Consider the following 17,212-nt stretch of genomic DNA (forward strand, 5'->3'; position numbering starts at 1 on the left):
GATGTGTCCACCATGACGCGTCTGTACTTTTCGACGAGTGCCTGTCGACGAGAGAGAGCGAGGGAGGGCGCATGACGGGGCCGAGCAATGCGGAGTTCTCGGTGGAGGACGTGTCGGTGGGGGCGCACGCCCACGGGTTCGGGTCCACTCCGGACGGGCGGAGCTTCGCCTTCCGGGTACGCGGTAAGTCGTTGCGCGTGGAGGTCTACCGCTCCGACCTGGCGCAGGCCGTTCCCGACGATCTCGACGTCGACGCGGTCGCGGAGCGCGATGTCACGGACGTCGACCTCTCGGACGAGCGCTCGATCGTCGCCGCGGTCCGGGACGCGGTCGCCGACGTCCGTCCGCTCGACTCGCCGCAGCCGCCCGACACCACACTCCTGCGATCGCTGCTCGGGCGGCTGGGCAACGCGATCGACCCGAAGTGACGGTCAGGAACTGACGTCGTCCAGCGCGGAGGTGATGGCCGACGGAAGCGCGACCTCCTCGGCGGCCAACACACCCGTCAGCTGACCGATGTCCCGCGTCCCGACCACGACCGACGCGACACCGGGGCGATCTCGGGCCCACGCCAGAGCCACCGCGAGTGGCGACGTGCCCAGACCGTCGGCCGCCGTGATGACAGCCTCGACCACCTTCCCGCCGTCCTCACCGAGGAAGGGTGCGAGCGCGTGGCGTCGGTGATCGTCCGCGCCGCGTGAATCCGCGGGTACACCGTCCCGGTACTTGCCCGTGAGCACGCCGCCCGCCAGAGCCGACACCGCGAGAACGCCCACGCCGTGGTGGTCGGCCGCGGGGAACAGCTCGTCCTCGGCGCCGCGCGCGAGCAGGGAGTACTCCGCCTGCGCCGCGGTGATGTCGACGGACGCCGACACGGTGGCCAGCTGCCACGCCGTGAAGCCGCGAACACCCGCGTAGCGGACCCGCCCGGACGAGACCGCGTGCTCCAGAGTCGCCGCCACCTCACCGAGAGGGGTCTGCGGATCCCACGCGCCGACGCTCCACAGATCGAGGTGATCGGTGCCGAGCTCGCGCAGTGTCCTGTCCAGGTCTGCGAGGAGCGCGCGCCGCGAGCAGTCGACGGTCCAGTGCCCCGAGGTGTCCGGACGCGAGACGCCGGAATCGATGCTGAGAACCAGCTCACCGCGCGGAACCACGTCGTCGACGATTTCGGCCAACACCCGCACCGCGCGTCCGTCTCCATACGAGGCGGACGCGTCGACGAGGGTCCCGCCCGCGTCGACGAACGCCGTCACCTGCGCCGCGGCGTCGTCACCGTCGACTCCGCGTCCCCATTCACCCGTTCCGAGCCCCAGGCGTGACACCCGCAGCCCGCTGCTCCCGACCGTTCTGTGCTTCATGAAGGCAGTGCATCCGTTTCGCCGTGTTCCGTCCGTGTCTCGTCCTGCCGACACGGTGGTCGAGGCACGACCCTAGTACGGTCGTGCCTCGTGACTTCGACAGGAAACCTCGTCGGTGGCGTCTGCGCGCCGCGGAATCGGACGGCAGGAGAGCAGCGATGATCGCGGAATCGATGTCCTGGGTGCAGGCCCTCGTGCTCGGCGCCGTGCAGGGGTTGACCGAGTTCCTCCCCATCTCCTCCTCTGCACACCTGCGCATCGTCTCCGAGGTCTTCTTCGGTGACGACGCCGGCGCGTCGTTCACCGCGGTGACGCAGCTCGGTACCGAGGCCGCGGTCCTGCTCTACTTCGCCCGCGACATCGGGCGCATCGTCGCGGCGTGGTTCCGCGGAATCGCCGACAAGTCCCAGCGCGACACGCTGGACTACCGCATGGGGTGGTACGTCATCTTCGCCACCATCCCGATCGGGGTGCTCGGCTTCGTCTTCAAGGACGCGATCCGGACGGGCGCGCGCAACCTGTGGATCATCGCGACGCTGCTCATCGTGTTCGCCGTGGTCATCGCCGTCGCGGAGAAGGTCGGCCGACAGACGCGACCGATCGAGAAGCTCACCACCCGCGACGGCCTCGTCATGGGCGCGGCGCAGTGTCTCGCGCTCATCCCGGGCGTGTCCCGATCCGGCGCCACCACGAGTGCCGGTCTGTTCATGGGGCTGACGCGTGCCGCCGCGGTCCGCTTCTCGTTCCTGCTCGCGATCCCGGCCGTCACCGCGTCCGGACTCTTCTCCTTGCCGGATGCCTTCGAACCGGCGGGCGAAGGTCTGCAGGCGTCGGGATCCCAGCTCGTCGTGGCGACGCTCGTGGCCTTCGTACTGGGGTACGCCTCCATCGCCTGGTTGCTGCGCTTCGTCGAGAACCACTCGCTGTACTGGTTCGTCGGGTACCGCATCGTCGTCGGCGTCGCGGTTCTCGGCCTCCTCGCCACGGGTGTCGTCGCAGCGAACTGACGCCACCGCGACGCCGGGCGCCCCTCGCGTCTCACTAGGCTGAGGTCATGACGGTCATACTTCTGCGCCACGGACGCTCGACGTCCAACACGGCCGGCACGCTCGCGGGCAGGTCGGACGGCGTGGAACTCGACGATCTCGGTCGGGAGCAGGCGGAGCGCGTCGTCGCCCGTCTCGAGGTGCTTACGCTCGCGGCGATCGTGCGATCACCGTTGCTCCGGTGCGAACAGACGGTCGCGCCCCTCGCTGCGGCGCGCGAGCTCGAACCCGTCGTGGAGGATCGGCTGCTCGAGGTCGACTACGGCGAGTGGACCGGCAAGCCGATCAAGGATCTCGTGGGGGAGCCGCTGTGGAAGGTGGTGCAGCAGCACCCGTCCGCTGCCGTCTTCCCCGGGGGTGAGGGCCTCGCCGACGTGCAGATCAGGGCGGTGCGCGCGATCCGTGAGATCGACGCGCGGCTCGCCGCCGAGCACGGCGCCGACGTGCTGTGGGTGGCCTGTTCGCACGGCGACGTCATCAAGTCCGTCCTGGCCGATGCTCTGGGGTCGCACCTGGACCAGTTCCAGCGCATCGTGGTGGACCCGGCGTCGATCAGTGTCGTCCGGTACACCGAGACGCGGCCGTTCGTCCATCGTCTCGGCGATCTCGGTGGGGATCTGACGCAGTTCGTTCCGACGCCGCCCGCCGAGACGGACACCACTGCCGAGGCCCCGTCCGACCAGGCTCCGACCGCGTCGGAATCGGACGCCGTCCCCGGTGGTTCCACCGGACAGTGACAACACGCGGATAATGGGAGTCACAGCCGCGGCAGTTCGGCGGCGCGATCTTTGGAGGTGCAGATATGCCACGCGCGATTCACGTCTTTCGCACCCCCGACCGGTTCGTCGCCGGAACGGTGGGTGAGCCCGGCGATCGATCCTTCTACCTCCAGGCAGTGCACGACGCCCGAGTGGTGTCGGTGGCACTCGAGAAGCAGCAGGTTCAGGTCCTGGCCGACCGTGTCGGGCTCCTGCTCGACGAAGTGGCGAGGCGCTTCGGTACCGATGTGCCACCCGAGGAAGCCGATCCGAGCGACGTCGACCCACTGGTGATGCCCGTGGACGCCGAGTTCCGGGTCGGGACCATGGGTCTGGGCTGGGATGCCGACGCCGGCGCCGTCGTGGTGGAGCTGCTCGCCATCACCGAGACCGAGATCGACGAGTCGGTGGTGCTCGACGACACGGACGAGGGTCCGGACGCCGTGCGGGTGTTCCTGAGTCCGGAGCAGGCCCGTGAGTTCGCCGCGCGCAGCGAGCGCGTCATCGCTGCCGGTCGGCCCCCGTGCCCGCTCTGCGGTGAGCCCCTCGCGCCCGGTGGTCACATGTGCGTGCGGACCAACGGGTACCGGCGCGGCACCGTGCTGGGAAGCGACACCACCGAGTTCGGGGACGAGTCCTGACCTCCGCCGGCGACGCCACCGCGCCCTGGACCGACGACGACACGGACCTGCTCGCGCACGGCGAGATGACCATCGTCGGTCGCGTGGTGCAGGCGTCCAACGCGACGCTCGTGTGCGAGATCGAGCGTGAGGATCCGGCGCCGGCACTGCGCTGTGTCTACAAGCCGGTGCGCGGGGAACAGCCGCTGTGGGACTTCCCCGACGGCACGCTGGCGGGCCGCGAGATCTCGTCCTACCTGATCTCCGACGCACTGGGCTGGGGCGTCGTGCCCACGACCGTGCTACGGGACGGTCCGCTCGGCGTCGGCATGGTGCAGCGGTGGATCGACACCGTCGAGCGCCTCCCCGAGAAGGGCGAGGGCTACGACATGGTGGACCTCTGCCGCCCCGACCTAGTGCCCTCGTCCTACATCCCCGTGCTCCGGGCCTACGACGATGCCGGCGACGAGGTGGCACTGGTGCACGCGGACGATCCGCGGCTGCACCGGATGGCCGTGCTCGACGTCGTCATCAACAACGCCGACCGCAAGGGCGGACACGTGCTCGAGGCACTCGACGGCTCCGTGTACGGCGTGGACCACGGCATCGCCCTGCACCGGCAGAACAAGCTGCGGACCGTGCTGTGGGGGTGGGCCGGTCGACCCGTCGACGCCGCGCTGGTGGCCGACCTCGTCGACTTCTCCCGCGACCTGCGCGGTGCCTTCGGGGACACCCTCGCGCCGCACATCACCGACGAGGAGATCGAGGCGCTGGCCGGTCGCGTGTCGCGGTTGCTCGCGGAACCGGTCATGCCGGCGCCCGACTCCAGCAGGCCCATTCCCTGGCCCGCGTTCTAGACCGGGCACGCGGCGGCGGCTCCGGCCCGACCGGATAGTCTTCACCCATGCAGTCGTGGCCCGAAGTGGACGTTCCCAGCGTGCCGGGCGAGGGCCCGCCGCTCCGTTTGTACGACACGGCCGATCGCGCCGTGCGTCCCGTCGCGCCCGGTTCGACCGCCACCATGTACGTCTGCGGCATCACCCCGTACGACGCGACGCACCTGGGCCATGCGGCCACCTACCTGACGTTCGACCTCGTCAACCGGGTGTGGCGCGACGCCGGCCACGACGTGCACTACGTCCAGAACGTCACCGACGTCGACGACCCGCTCTTCGAGCGCGCGGCACGCGACGGCGACGACTGGGTGTCGCTCGGACAGCGCGAGACCGACCTCTTCCGGTCGGACATGACCGCGCTCCGCGTCATCCCGCCGCGCGACTACATCGGCGCGGTCGAGTCCGTGACCGAGGTCGTGGAGCTCGTCGAGAAGCTCGTCGCCTCGGGCGCCGCCTACGTGGTGGACGACGCCGAGTACCCCGACGTGTACTTCCGCGCGGACGCCACCGAGCAGTTCGGCTACGAGTCCGGGTACGACCGGGCGACGATGGACACCTTCTTCGCGGAGCGCGGCGGAGATCCCGACCGCCCCGGCAAGCGCGACCCTCTCGACGCCCTCGTCTGGAAGGCCGAGCGTCCGGGCGAGCCGTCGTGGCCCTCGCCGTTCGGTCCGGGGCGCCCCGGCTGGCACATCGAGTGCGCGGCGATCGCGTTGAACCGCATCGGATCCGGCTTCGACGTGCAGGGTGGCGGCAGTGACCTCATCTTCCCGCACCACGAATTCTCCGCGGCCCACGCCGAATCGCTCACGGGCGCAGACCGTTTCGCGCGACACTACGTGCACACCGGCATGATCGGCCTCGACGGCGAGAAGATGTCCAAGTCGCTGGGCAATCTCGTCCTGGTCTCGAAGCTCACCGCTGCGGGTGTCGATCCCGGTGCCATCCGCCTCGGTCTCCTCGCCGGCCACTACCGGCAGGACCGCACCTGGACCGACGAGATCCTCGCCGCTGCGCAGGACCGACTCGCGTTGTGGCGCAAGGCCGTGGCGCTCGAGTCGGCACAGTCCGCCGAGGACACCGTCGCCCGCGTACGCCAGCACCTGGCCGACGATCTCGACTCCGCCAAGGCACTCGACGCGATCGATGCGTGGGCACACGACGCCGTGACGCTCGGCGGCTCCGACCCCGCGGCGCCGGGGCTGGTGTCGCTGGCGGTGGACGCGCTGCTGGGTGTGAAGCTCTAGCTCGTCGGGAGTGGTGTTTTTGCTCTTCTCGGTGCGATATCGAGCGGGATCCCGCCGATTCGGCGCTCGAGCGGAGCAGAAACTCCACATCCACAGGTAGCCGTCCGTCCCCGGGGTCGACCATCGCCGCAGATCGCCGTCATCGGGCAGTGTCCGCGATGGGCCATCGTCGATGCTGTGCCCGTCACTCGAGTGTCGACCCTCGCCCAGTTGACCGGTGCCGGAATGTCCGCCACGACGATTCGTCGACGCTTCCACCGCGTGCTGCCCGGAGTCTTCTGCCAGGAGGAGCCCGCCTGGTTCGACCGCTGCCTGGCCGTGACTCTGTGGCGCCCCGACGCGTTGCTGAGTCATACGAGTGCTGCCCGGCTGTACGGGTGGATCGGCGAACCGTCCGGTGTTCACGCTCTGGTCGGCGAATTCGCAAGGCCACGGGCACCTGAATGGTTGACGGTGCACAGACGCAGGCAGGGTGCCTGCGACGAGGTGCTGGGGTTGCCGGTCACCACTCGGGAGCAGACCCTCATCGACTGCGCGGCGGTGCTGAGCGATGCCGCTGCCGAGCGGCTCGTGGACGACGCTCTGGTGCACGAGGTCGACGAGAACCGCGTTCGCGCGCTCCTCGACGCACTACCTGGCCGGCGCGGGCACATCCGTGCGCGGCGCCTCGTCGACACCGCTGCGCGCGGCTTCGCCTCCGAGCCCGAGCGAGTACTCGGGCGTGAGCTGATTCGGCGACATCTCCGCATGCAGACCAATGTCCGGGTGGGTGCGTTCGTGGTGGACTTCTACGACGAGCTCGCCAACCTGGTGGTGGAGGTGGACGGGTACGCATTCCACAGTGCACCGGAGGTGTTTCGCCACGACAGGCGACGGCAGAACGTTCTGATCCTCGGCGATCTGCGAGTTCTGCGGTATGCCGCGTTCGACGTGCTGAAGGATCCCGGTGCCGTCGCCGACGAGATCGTCGCGGAGGTACGACGTCGTCGGCACGCGCGGCGGTGATGGTTCTGCTCCGCTCGCCCAGCTTTCGAGCGGGTTCCCGCTCGAATGGGGTCACGAGAGGAGCACCACACCCACCATCACACCTCGGCGAAGTCCAGCCCACCCTCCGCGGGGAGGTCGACGCGGCGGCTCAACGGCGAGCCCAGTGCCGCCGCCAGGTCGGACCCGTCGTGCTCCGCGAGCAACTCCCCGTTCTCCCACACGAGAAGCGCTGCGCTGACGGTGTTCTCGACCGTCGAGTGCGCGAGGTCGTAGTGGGCGCACCCGGGCACGTCGCGGTAGGTGATCCAGAGGTCGTAGCCCGTCATGAAGAGGTCCAGGTCGAACTGCACACTGAGACCGAGGAGTTCGCTGCGGCCGTTGTCGTCGACACCCGCGAACGCCTCGTCCAGTGCGAGCAAGCGCGGTGAGTGCGGGTCCGCGGACGACAGCATCACGTGCGCCGCCGCGAAGAGCGGGAGGTGCAGCGACACCGACTGCTCGCCGCCCGAGAGCGCACTGTGGCGTGCGACGGTGAGCCGGTCCTCGGAGCCGTCACCGGAGATGAGCGTGAACGCGAAGACGCGCCACTGCCGGTAGTCCAGTGCGGCACTGAGGATCTCGGGGTACGAGCGCTCGGGATGCTGCGCCCGCGCCGTCCGGATCTGTGCCGCGAAGTGCACACGCATCTCGGCCAGTTCCTCGGGTCCGAGCGCGGAGGCGTCCCGCTCGAGCAGCTTCGACACGGCACGGGTGCTGTCGTCGAGGTTGTCCGCGAGCACCCAGTGCACGCCGATGGTGTTGCCCGACGACATGCGTCGCTGCTTCATCTCCGATCCCATACGGGCGATCAGTTCGCGGGCGTCGACCGTGCGCTCGTGGATCTGCTGCGCCAGGCCGGTGAGCAGAGCGTCCTCGAGGATGCGGCGCTCGGCATCGGTGAGCAGCGTCTCCTGGTCGCGTCGTGCCGCGTCGATGCGATCCGCGAAGTCCGCGATGGTGGAGTGGCCCTGCTCGTCCTGCACCCGCACCACGGTGACCCCGTCGGCCGCGTCCCAACTGAGCCGGAAATCCTGACCCGACGCGGCCAGCTGAGCGTCGAACTCCTGCAACGCCGCCGTCAGCGCGCTGCGTGTGGAGCGGCGGCTCGCATCGCTGACCTTGACCTGCGCCGTCGCCTCGGTCAGCTCGGTGTGCAGTCGGTGCACTTCCGGGGGCAGCACGTCCGGGGCCTCGTCTGGCCCGGCAGCCGTGTCGGTTCGGTAGAGCAGTTGCTCGACCGTCGACCAGGCCGCGTCGCTCGCCGGCCAGGAGCAGTCGCGCGCCGCACCGAGCACCGCCAGCAGATCGCGGTGCGCGTAGGGAGCCAGTCGCGCGGCGTCGCTGAGCGCTTCGGTCAACGCGGTCGTCAGTCCGGCGACGGCCGTCTCGTGCGCGCCCTCCGCCTTGCCGATGGCCTCGCCCGATTCACGGTCCGCCTTCGTGGCGGCGCGCTGCTCGGTCTTGCACGCCTCGATGCGCATCCTGATCGCGTCGAGTTCGGCATCGATCTTCTCGGCGCTCGCACCGAGCGAGTCCCGCAGCATCTCCAACTTGGCGTGCTGTTGCTCGTATTCGGATTCGGCGATGGCCGCTTCCTCCGCGTACTCCTCGGCCAGAATCATGGCCTCGTCGAGGCGCCCGGCAGCTTCCCGGTCGCGCTCGGCGGACCGGTCCGCGTCGCCGCGGTGGCGCAGGATGGCGGAACCGGTGTTCTCGAAGTGGCGGATCGCCGCCGCGAGCGCGTCGAGGTCTCGCGGCGTGAACGGAGCCCGCCGCGCGACGGCGTCCGTCCGCAGACGTCGTTCGGCGGCAGACAGTTCGGCGATCGCGTGGTCCAGTTCTCGGTCGGCGGACGCGACCGACTCGGTCGTCGATCGCAGAGCGCCGGCGGCCGACGTGACCGCCCGGAGCGCCGCGGCGACCTCCGACGTACGAGGAACCGTCGAGACGGCGGCGCGGATCGAGTCGAGACGTTCTCGACACTGCTCGGCGACTCGATCGGCCTCGTCGCGCCGCGCGGTGGCCACCTCGAAGGCCTCGTCGATCTCCGCGATGCGGGACGTGCGCCGTGCAGCTCGTGCCGTCGCTCCGATGTACTCGGCGGCGTCCTTGTGGTGCGCGCCGCGCACGAGACCGTGCGCGAAGCTCCCGTCCCGTCCGACCCCCGCAGAACTGCCCACGTCGTCCAGAGCGATCGAGTCGAGGATCGCCCGCACGGTGCTGTGCTGCACGGGGATGTCGTCCTCGACGACGAGGACGTCGGCCAGCGATCGCCCGGTCACCGGTGCGGTGGCGGTCAGGTACTGATCCGAGACGAGCCCCGTCGGAGCCGTGTCGGCGACCCACGCGTCCAGCAGGGTGGCCGCGTCGAGCGCGGCCTCGAGGGCCGCGGCATCGTCGGCGCTGACGTCGTCGGCGAAGCGGACGAGTGTCCAGAACGGTGCGCCGTCGAGACCCGCACGGTCGCCGGTACGGGTGCGCAGCGCCGGGGGAGCGTCGTCGTGCTCGGCGGCGACCGACGCGCGCTCGGCCGTCGACTCGGTGATGGTGCGCGCCGCGTCGTCCCGGTCCTGCAGTGCAGCACTCCGTCGGTCCCGCACCGTGTCGAGCAGCTCGCGAACTCCGTCGCCGAGTACCTCGCCGAGCGTGGGTGCGTCGTCCTCGCCGATGCGTGCGAGCGCGGTGTGCAACGACTCGAGGATCTCGCCGTCGTCCAGCACCGAGGCGTGCGTGGCCCACCACGCGCGCAGCGATTCCGCCGTCACGGCACGGGACGACTCGACGGCGGCCTCGGCCTCGCGGACGGAGGCCACCGCGGCGTCGTGCAGTGTGTGGGCGCGGTCGGCGGCCCGTTCGGTACGGGCACGCTCGGTGGTGGCACGGTCGACGACGGACAGCGCGGCACGTACGGCCCGGACGTCCCCGTCCCGCTCCTCGGCATGACCGCGTACCGCTGCCGTGATCTGGTCGGTACGGGCGTCGCGGGGGAGTGGCGTCCAGGCGATGCCGGCGTCCTCGGCGGCCGCGAGGAGCTCGTCCTCGGCGCGGACGATCGACGCGGTCGACTCCCGCAGCGCCACTGCGGCCTCGTCTGCCTCTCGTCGCCGGACGTCGACGGCCTCCGTCGCCTTGCGAGCCTTGTCGCGCTGCTGCACGGTGGACACCTCGAGCTTGCGGACCGCATCCGCGAGATCGTCGAGCTGCTGCTTGCCCTCGTAGGCGGTGGACCGTTGCAAGGTCTGCTGGTCGGCGACGGCGAGATCGAGTGCGCGCTCGGCTGCCTCGTACCGCTTCTCCGCCTCGACGCGCTCGACCCGTCGTCGTTCACGCAAGCCCTTGGCGGCGAAGAGGGCGACGGTGGCGTGGTCGACGGCCTCGAGACGTCGACCGACCTGATCGACGTCGGTGCGCGCCTGGACGGCAAGGTACTTCGAGTAGACCTCGACGAACCTCTTCGACGCTTGGTCGGCCTGCACCAGTCCCTCGAGGGCGCGGCCCACCTCCTCCATGTCGCTGAAGGAGCGCGCCGCCTCGAGGACGAGGTGCTCGTCGAGGGGGCGCAGTCCGTCGGACAGCGCGCGAGACAAGCCCTTCGGGTCGAGGTTCTTCGCCAACTGCGGGCGTCGCAGCGTGAGAATCAGGGTGATGAGCTGGTCGTACCGCTCGGCGCCGAGACCGAACAGTCGCGCGTCGATGGCGGCGCGGTAGTCCACCGGCCGATCGACGATGGCGTCGGTCCCGATCTGCTCGGCCAGTTGCTTCTTCGTCAGCGGCCTGTCGTCGGTGCCCAGCAGCGAGAAGTCGACGCCCACGCGGCCGTCGGCGACGAAGTACCAGCGCGTCACCTTGTCCGCCGACCGTGTCGCACGCATGCCGATGCCGACGGTCACCGCTTCGGGCTCGTCCCGATCGCCACGTGCGAACTCCATCCACACGTACGAGTGCGCCGAATCCTGGCCGCGGTAGAGCAGATTGGACTTCATGGTGCGTTCCTCACCCGCGAACGGGTTGAGGCGACGCGGCTCGATCCGGCCGTCGAACACGAACGGGAACAGCACCTCGAGTGCCTTGGTCTTGCCGGATCCGTTGGGGCCACGCAACACCAGCCGACCGTCGGCGAACGAGAACTCCTGATCGCGGTAGTCCCAGAGGTTGATGATGCCGGCGCGCGTGGGCCGGAATCGGGTGCTGCGCGTCACGGGGTGTGCTCCTCGAGGGTGCTCGTGTGATCGGTGGGAAAGAGGCCGGCGGACGCCTGTTCTCGGACGGTGACGACCACTCCCCGATAGCGCGCCAGGGCCGGCAACGCGACGATGCCCCCGCGTACCGGTGCCACCAGAGTGAGGTTCGTCAGGAGTGCGACAGCGGCCGCGCGAACCCCGGCACGGTCCGCCTGCCACTGAGCGGCGAAGGTGCGGCCGTAGGCGTCGACGAGGGCGCCGACGGTCTCGTCGAGCCAGGAGTCCGCGACGAACGGGTGCCGGATCGGCTCGTCCGACGCCTCCACCGTGTCCGGGGCGACCGAGTCGTCGACCAGGTCGTCCACGACGCCGCCGTCCGGGATCGCGCTGTCGAGTGCCGCGAGCAGCTCGTCGGTGGGGTCGATGTCCGCCTCGAGCGTGGTCCGATCGTCGGCATCGGGATCGAGTACCCGCTCCGCGATCTCACCGGCGAGGAGAAGGGCGACCTGCGCGACCGTGCCGGTGGACGGAAACCTGATGTCCGACAGGCGTCCCGACGTGTCGATGAGCGCGATGCCCTCCGCCCGGCGTTCGACGGACAGTCCGGTCAGCAGCCGGACATCCTCGACGGACCGGTCGTCCGGCACCGAGTCGGGGCCGTGGACCACGGGCTGCTCGACGAGCGCACGGCGGGCACGGCGAGCGCGATCGGCCGGGTCGTCCGTGGTGCTGTGCAGCAGGTGTGCCGTGCTGCGCAGATGCTGGAGCGCGCGCGGTGGACGAAACAGGGCCACGACGACGGAGCGGTCGATGTCGTACAAGGCCTCTCCCGCGTCGGGGTTGTGCGCCCACCCGCCGGCATCACCGTCGGCCAGGGTGATCGCACCGCGAACGGACAACCAGCCGACGGCGTCGACGAAGGCGTCCCGGTCGGTCGCGCGTTCGGTGTCGAGGTCGACCCCGACCACCCGTCCGGCATCGGAGGCGACCTGAACCGCCAACTCGGACAACGTGATCTGGTCACCCGCGCGACCGAGTGCCGCCAGGGTGAGCGCCAGGAATGCGTAGCGGCGACGGTCGAAGACGCGGTCGGAGGTCGTGCGGGCCGGTCGACTCGCGTCCAACCGGTCGAGTACGGGGTAGAGCCGGGCCGTGGTCTCCGTGACCTCGAGTCGGTATCCGAAGAGATCGAGCATGTCCTCGCGCAGTTCCGTGGCCCATCGGCGAACCAGGGGCAGGGCGATGCGGTCCGGGTAGGTGCGGGTGATCAGGTGGTGGGACAACACGACTCGGGCGGCGCGCTGGTAGGAGTCGAGTGCCAGGCTCGGAATGGTGCGTGCTCTCATCGCCGCGCGCCGATGGTGAGTGACAGCCGTTCGAGGTGCAGCAGACCGCGTTCGGTGCGCACCACGGTGGACTGCTCGTGCGGTGCCAGTGTCAGGGTGACGCCACCCTCGGAGCCGGTCGAGCTGCCCACGCGGCCGCTGACCGGGACGCGTGCGGTGAGGGCGGCGTTGAGCAGCCCGAGCAGCACGTCGGTCTCCTCGTTGGTCAGATCCCGTTCGTACACCCCGTGTTCGGCGAGTGATCGCGCGGCCTGAGCGCGGCGACGCTGCACGCTCAGCTGTTCCTCGCGCAGACGCCGGACACCGGCGTCGTTGCGGTGGACCCTGGCAGGAGCACCGGCGGCGGGGGGCCGACCGGTCTCGGCGAGCGTGCGCGAGATCTCGACGGGCGGAGCGTCCCACCACGATCGCGTGGTGGGAATGATGTCGTCGTCGGGGTGGACCATCGACAGGTGACGAGGCCGGCCGAGGCCGAACACGGCACCGAACAGGGCGTGGGCGGACTCCTCGGAGGGAGCGGACGCGAACCACCCGGCGAGATGTCGCAGCTGGGACTCGCGACTGACTCCGCCCCTGCGGGTCTCGGTGACGCGGCGCAGCAGCGACAGCACGGCGGCGATGGCGCTCATGGTGCCCTCCCGCAGACGATCCGACTCGGTGAGCTCGCCGTCGGTGGAGGTGAACCAGTGCACGAGACCGGTCCACCGGCCCGCCCAGTCGGCGCGGCGCTCCTCGCGGCTGAGGAAGACGCGTTCGTCACTGGCTGCCACCCGGTCGAGCAGCGAGTCGAGTCCGGTGGCATCCACCCGCTCGATGGCGGCGGTGAGCTTGGGGCCGAAGCGGGCGAGGTCGAGGGAGAACTCCCGCATGTGGGAGAGCAATGCGTCCTTGTGTGCCAGGAACGACTCGGGTGTGACGTCCGTGGTGCGGACGAGGTCGCCCAGCGACAGGTAGAAGTGCGCGGCGCGGGTGGCCATGTCGTTGAGAGCGGTGTCGAGCCGATCGAGTTTGCGGTACACCAGGTCGGCGTCCCCGGCGAGGTTCGCCGCCGCGAGATCCTCCAGGTCGGCGAGCAGCTCGGGCAGCACCAGACGCGAGAGCGAGGCGTCCTCGGGGCGGGCGGCCAGGACGTCCTCGACGGCGCGGTATGCCTGGTAGCCGACCTGACCGAACTGGTAGACGTAGTGGCGATTGCGGTACTCGGCGAGCGTGGCCGCGCGGGTGCCGTCGTAGCTGCGTTCGAGGACGCCCCACGTGTGCAACTGTTCGAGCAGCGGGCCGATCTCGACGCCGGTCAGAGTGTCGCCGCCGTCGGTGCGGGCCAGGATCTCGGCCACCTCGCCGGCGTGCAGCAGAACGACGTAGCCGGTGCGTGCATGTTCGAAAGCGCGCAGAACCCGCAGGTAGTCGGCCCGTTTCTCGGCTGTCGCGAACGAGAAGAGCCGGAGCCTGTCGTCCACCACGAAGGAGTCGGCGGATTCGGTCACTGCAACAGGGTAGGCGGTCAGGACAGTCGGACAGCCACCTGCCCGTCGACGACGTCGGCACGGTGGGTCGCGACCGTTCCGATGCCGTCGGTGGTGCACCGGCCGGTGTCCAGGGAGAACTGGTACTGGTGCAGGGGACACACGACGACGGCCCCGTCGATCTGCCCGTCCGCCAGCGGCCCGCCGCGATGGGGGCACACCGCGTCCATGGCGCGGACCGTCCCGTCGGTCAGGAGGAAGACGGCGATCTGTCGTCCGTCGACCACGTAGGTCCGGCCCTCGCCGGGGGTGAGATCGTCGACGGTTCCCACCACGGTCGCCTGTGCCGTCGTCATCGAACCGGCACCTGAGGCAGCGGGAGAAGCGGGAGGGAGGGCGCGAACTGGGCCGGTGACCGCGGCGCCGCGCGTTCCTTCCACGGATCGGTGTAGCCGTCGATGGATATCTGGATGCGCTCGTCGAGTCCTGCACAGAGACCCTCGGCGTCGTCGACGAGCAGTCGCTGCAACGTCTCGAGGCCGACCCGCGGGACGAAGGCGTAGGTGCGCTCGAGCCACTTCGCCTCCTCGCGGTAATACTGGATGAACCGGCCCGCGAGGGTCAGGACCTCCTCGGGGGAGTCGACCGTGGCGAGGACGTCGCCCTTGCGGATGTGTGCGCCGGCCGCGCCGCCGATGTAGATCTCCCAGCGGCCGTCGCCGACGGCCACCACACCGAAGTCCTTGCAGAGCGCCTCGGAGCAGTTGCGGGGGCATCCGGCCACGGCCAGTTTGAGCTTTGCGGGAGTTTCGAGACCCTGGAACCGTTCCTCGATCGCGATGCCGAGTGCGGTGGAGTCACCGAGTCCGAAACGGCAGAAATCGCTGCCGACACAGGTCTTCACGGTGCGCATGCTCTTGCCGTACGCGAACCCGGACGGCATGTCGAGATCGCCCCACACCTTCGGCAGGTCCTCCTTCTTGATGCCGAGAAGATCGATGCGCTGTCCACCGGTGACCTTGACCAGCGGGACCCCGTACTTGTCGGCCACATCGGCGATGCGCCGCAACTGGTCCGGGGTGGTCACGCCGCCCTTCATCTGCGGCACGACGGAGAAGGTGCCGTCGCGCTGGATGTTGGCGTGAACGCGGTCGTTGATGAACAGCGCGCCTCGCTCGTCGACCCAGTCGGGTCCCCAGACCACGCGCAGCAGCGAGGCCAGCGGCATCTTCGCGGTCGCGTCCTCGGCGTCGGCCAACGCATCGAAGACTGCGGAGACGGACCGGAGGTTCTGCGAGCGGACGGCCTCGATCAGCTCGGGCTTGGACATCGGGATACAGGGGACGTACCAGTCCGCCGCGGGATCGACCGCGAGCGCTCCACCGGCGGCGCAGGCGACGATGTCGGCGACCAGGCCCTTGCAGGATCCGCATCCCTTGCCCGCACGGGTCTTTCCCACGACCTCGGAGACGGTGGTGGCCCCGCCGTGCACGCAGGCGACGATGTCGCCCTTCGTGACCCCGTTGCAGTTGCACACCTGGACATCGTCGGACAGTTCGGCGGCGCCGGTCTCCGCGCTCGGCGTACCCATGTCGAACAGCATGCTGATGCGCTCGTCGGGAAGCGGTACCTTCTCGTCGAACGCCTGAGTCAGGAAGCTCACCTTGCTGATGTCGCCCAGCAGCATCGCGCCGATCAGCTTGTTGTCCCGCACGACCACCGACTTGTAGGTGCCGCTGCGGGGTTCGTAGAACTGCACGAACTCGTCGGTGTCCCGCTCGGGACCCTTGACACCCATGGCCGCAACATCGACGCCCGCGACCTTCAGCTTCGTCGTCAGCCTCGAACCATGATATGCCGCAGCCGGATTCGCGCCGGTCAGCACGTCGGCCAGGACCGACGCCTGCTCCCACAGCGGGGCCACGAGGCCGTACACCTCACCGCGGTGCTGACAGCATTCCCCGACGGCGTGGATCGCTCCCTCGTCCTCGCACCGCATCTGATCGTCGACGACGATGCCGCGCTCGATCACCAGTCCGGCCCGCCGCGCGAGGTCGACGTTGGGGCGGATACCGGCCGTCACGACGATCATGTCCGCGGGCAGGGTGGAGCCGTCGTTGAACGCGACCCCGGTGACGGCACCGCTCTCGTCCCGCAACACAGCCGTGGTGCGCTTGGACGTGTACACGCCGACGCCGAGGTCCTCGATCTTGTTGCGCAGCACGCGTCCACCACGTTCGTCGAGCTGCTGGTTCATCAGGTGACCGGGGGAGTGCACGACGTCCACGTCGATGCCCTGCGTGCGCAGACCGTAGGCGGCTTCGAGGCCCAGCAGTCCACCACCGATGACGACGGCGCGGATGCCGTCGCGGGAGGACGCCATCTGCAGCATGCCGTTGGTGTCCTCGATCGTCCGGAAACCGAAGACGCCGCGCGCCAGTCTGCCGTCGGCCTCACGCAGTCCGTCCATGTTGGGAAAGAACGTCGTGCTCCCGGTCGCGATGATCACGGTGTCGTAGGGGACGACGCGTCCGCTCTCGCACGTCACGTTCTTGGCGAAGCGGTCCAACGCCACCGCCCGGTCTCCGACGTGGAGGGTGACACCGTTCTCCCGGTACCAGGCCATCGGGTTGAGCATCAGATCGTCGTCGTCGATGGACGACTCGCCCGAGAGCACGTGCGAGAGCATGATGCGGTTGTAGTTGCCGTACGGCTCGTCGCCGATCATCGTGACGTCGAACTTCGCACGGTCGCGGCCGAGGATCTCCTCGACGGTGCGAGCCCCCGCCATTCCGTTGCCGACGACGAGCAGTCGTTGCCGTTCTCCTGCAGCCGGCATCAGAAGATCATCATCCCGAAATCGACGACGACCTCGCCGCTGCAGCCGTCGGGCGCCGCGACGGTGAGCTCGAGAACCGAGTCGGGATCGACGTCCTCGACGACGCGCAGCGGAACGTTGACGCTCGCCTTCGCGCCCATCGGGAACACGCGCATCGACTCTCCGTCGCGCGTGAGCGTGACGACGACCAGTTCGTCGGAGGAGTTACCGCCGCGGAAGTAGAGCGGCTGGGCGGTCAGGCCCGACGGAACGGTGTACGCCGTGGCGGCGTCGAGAAGCTCGGACTTGCCCAGGCCGTGCCCGACGAAGGGAAAGACGCCTTGGATGAACTTCGGAGTGCTGGCCATGGGACGACTGTCCGTGCACGCGGTGACGGCACTGCTGCGCCCGTGTTACGGCGGCGTCATCATTCACTCTCGAGCGCGG

Annotated in this window: 14 protein-coding genes; 7 read left to right on the forward strand and 7 right to left on the reverse strand. The window is 69.6% G+C overall.

What is annotated here, in order from left to right; genetic code table 11:
* Positions 1–71: 71 nt before the first annotated feature.
* Positions 72–428, forward strand: coding sequence for a hypothetical protein (locus HQ306_RS11250; RefSeq protein WP_027505331.1), 357 nt, complete (start codon positions 72–74; stop codon positions 426–428).
* Positions 429–431: 3 nt separating this feature from the next.
* On the opposite strand, the gene HQ306_RS11255 is transcribed toward HQ306_RS11250, so the two are convergent.
* Positions 432–1,361, reverse strand: coding sequence for an aldo/keto reductase (locus HQ306_RS11255; protein WP_222631102.1), 930 nt, complete (start codon positions 1,359–1,361; stop codon positions 432–434).
* Positions 1,362–1,522: 161 nt separating this feature from the next.
* Here HQ306_RS11255 and HQ306_RS11260 point away from each other — a divergent pair, with 161 nt between their 5' ends.
* The 6 genes from HQ306_RS11260 (at position 1,523) to HQ306_RS11285 (ending at position 6,933) form a co-directional block, all read left to right on the forward strand.
* Positions 1,523–2,368, forward strand: coding sequence for an undecaprenyl-diphosphate phosphatase (locus HQ306_RS11260; RefSeq protein ID WP_027505333.1), 846 nt, complete (start codon positions 1,523–1,525; stop codon positions 2,366–2,368).
* Between the two features lie 47 nt (positions 2,369–2,415).
* The gene (locus tag HQ306_RS11265) at positions 2,416–3,144 is read left to right on the forward strand and encodes a histidine phosphatase family protein (RefSeq protein ID WP_222631104.1); all 729 of its coding nucleotides are present in this window, start codon (positions 2,416–2,418) and stop codon (positions 3,142–3,144) included.
* A gap of 65 nt (positions 3,145–3,209) precedes the next feature.
* Positions 3,210–3,806: a DUF3090 domain-containing protein gene (locus HQ306_RS11270; RefSeq protein WP_027505335.1), complete on the forward strand. Its 597-nt coding sequence runs from the start codon at positions 3,210–3,212 to the stop codon at positions 3,804–3,806.
* A complete protein-coding gene (locus tag HQ306_RS11275) occupies positions 3,803–4,642 on the forward strand; it encodes an SCO1664 family protein (protein ID WP_373425285.1) in 840 nt (279 codons plus the stop codon). The genes HQ306_RS11270 and HQ306_RS11275 overlap by 4 nt, the downstream gene beginning before the upstream one ends.
* A 47-nt stretch (positions 4,643–4,689) precedes the next feature.
* Positions 4,690–5,928 carry a cysteine--1-D-myo-inosityl 2-amino-2-deoxy-alpha-D-glucopyranoside ligase gene (gene mshC, locus HQ306_RS11280; RefSeq protein ID WP_027505337.1) on the forward strand — a complete coding sequence of 413 codons (1,239 nt, stop codon included), beginning with the start codon at positions 4,690–4,692 and terminating at the stop codon, positions 5,926–5,928.
* A 177-nt stretch (positions 5,929–6,105) separates the two neighbouring features.
* A complete protein-coding gene (locus HQ306_RS11285) occupies positions 6,106–6,933 on the forward strand; it encodes a DUF559 domain-containing protein (protein ID WP_222631106.1) in 828 nt (275 codons plus the stop codon).
* 77 nt (positions 6,934–7,010) lie between these two features.
* Here the strand turns inward: HQ306_RS11285 and HQ306_RS11290 are convergent, their stop codons facing one another.
* From HQ306_RS11290 to HQ306_RS11315, 6 genes are read right to left on the reverse strand one after another with little or no spacing between them, the layout of a single operon-like run.
* Positions 7,011–11,153 (reverse strand): TIGR02680 family protein, encoded by a 4,143-nt coding sequence (locus tag HQ306_RS11290; protein WP_222631116.1) that lies wholly within the window; start codon positions 11,151–11,153, stop codon positions 7,011–7,013.
* Complete coding sequence (locus tag HQ306_RS11295; RefSeq protein WP_222631118.1) at positions 11,150–12,481, reverse strand: DUF2398 family protein; 1,332 nt, start codon at positions 12,479–12,481, stop codon at positions 11,150–11,152. Before HQ306_RS11295 ends, HQ306_RS11290 begins: the two co-directional genes overlap by 4 nt.
* Positions 12,478–13,968 carry a TIGR02677 family protein gene (locus HQ306_RS11300; protein ID WP_235578918.1) on the reverse strand — a complete coding sequence of 497 codons (1,491 nt, stop codon included), beginning with the start codon at positions 13,966–13,968 and terminating at the stop codon, positions 12,478–12,480. The genes HQ306_RS11295 and HQ306_RS11300 overlap by 4 nt, the downstream gene beginning before the upstream one ends.
* A gap of 17 nt (positions 13,969–13,985) precedes the next feature.
* Positions 13,986–14,303, reverse strand: coding sequence for a Rieske 2Fe-2S domain-containing protein (locus tag HQ306_RS11305; RefSeq protein WP_056444601.1), 318 nt, complete (start codon positions 14,301–14,303; stop codon positions 13,986–13,988).
* On the reverse strand, positions 14,300–16,786 hold the full coding sequence (gene nirB, locus HQ306_RS11310; RefSeq protein ID WP_222631119.1) for a nitrite reductase large subunit NirB: 2,487 nt from the start codon (positions 16,784–16,786) through the stop codon (positions 14,300–14,302). The genes HQ306_RS11305 and nirB overlap by 4 nt, the downstream gene beginning before the upstream one ends.
* Positions 16,786–17,133 (reverse strand): hypothetical protein, encoded by a 348-nt coding sequence (locus tag HQ306_RS11315; RefSeq protein ID WP_042572487.1) that lies wholly within the window; start codon positions 17,131–17,133, stop codon positions 16,786–16,788. The genes nirB and HQ306_RS11315 overlap by 1 nt, the downstream gene beginning before the upstream one ends.
* Between the last annotated feature and the right edge of the window lie 79 nt (positions 17,134–17,212).

Source organism: Rhodococcus sp. BP-160 (assembly GCF_019836205.1).
In the GTDB taxonomy this organism is placed as follows: domain Bacteria; phylum Actinomycetota; class Actinomycetes; order Mycobacteriales; family Mycobacteriaceae; genus Rhodococcoides.

Excerpts from the sequence above, each read along its gene's own strand:
- HQ306_RS11270 (WP_027505335.1), top strand. The coding sequence starts at position 3,210 with ATGCCACGCGCGATTCACGTCTTTCGCACCCCCGACCGGTTCGTCGCC.
- mshC (WP_027505337.1), top strand. The coding sequence starts at position 4,690 with ATGCAGTCGTGGCCCGAAGTGGACGTTCCCAGCGTGCCGGGCGAGGGC.
- HQ306_RS11255 (WP_222631102.1), bottom strand. The coding sequence starts at position 1,361 with ATGAAGCACAGAACGGTCGGGAGCAGCGGGCTGCGGGTGTCACGCCTG.
- HQ306_RS11315 (WP_042572487.1), bottom strand. The coding sequence starts at position 17,133 with ATGGCCAGCACTCCGAAGTTCATCCAAGGCGTCTTTCCCTTCGTCGGG.
- HQ306_RS11265 (WP_222631104.1), top strand. The coding sequence starts at position 2,416 with ATGACGGTCATACTTCTGCGCCACGGACGCTCGACGTCCAACACGGCC.
- nirB (WP_222631119.1), bottom strand. The coding sequence starts at position 16,786 with ATGCCGGCTGCAGGAGAACGGCAACGACTGCTCGTCGTCGGCAACGGA.
- HQ306_RS11305 (WP_056444601.1), bottom strand. The coding sequence starts at position 14,303 with ATGACGACGGCACAGGCGACCGTGGTGGGAACCGTCGACGATCTCACC.
- HQ306_RS11295 (WP_222631118.1), bottom strand. The coding sequence starts at position 12,481 with ATGAGAGCACGCACCATTCCGAGCCTGGCACTCGACTCCTACCAGCGC.
- HQ306_RS11250 (WP_027505331.1), top strand. The coding sequence starts at position 72 with ATGACGGGGCCGAGCAATGCGGAGTTCTCGGTGGAGGACGTGTCGGTG.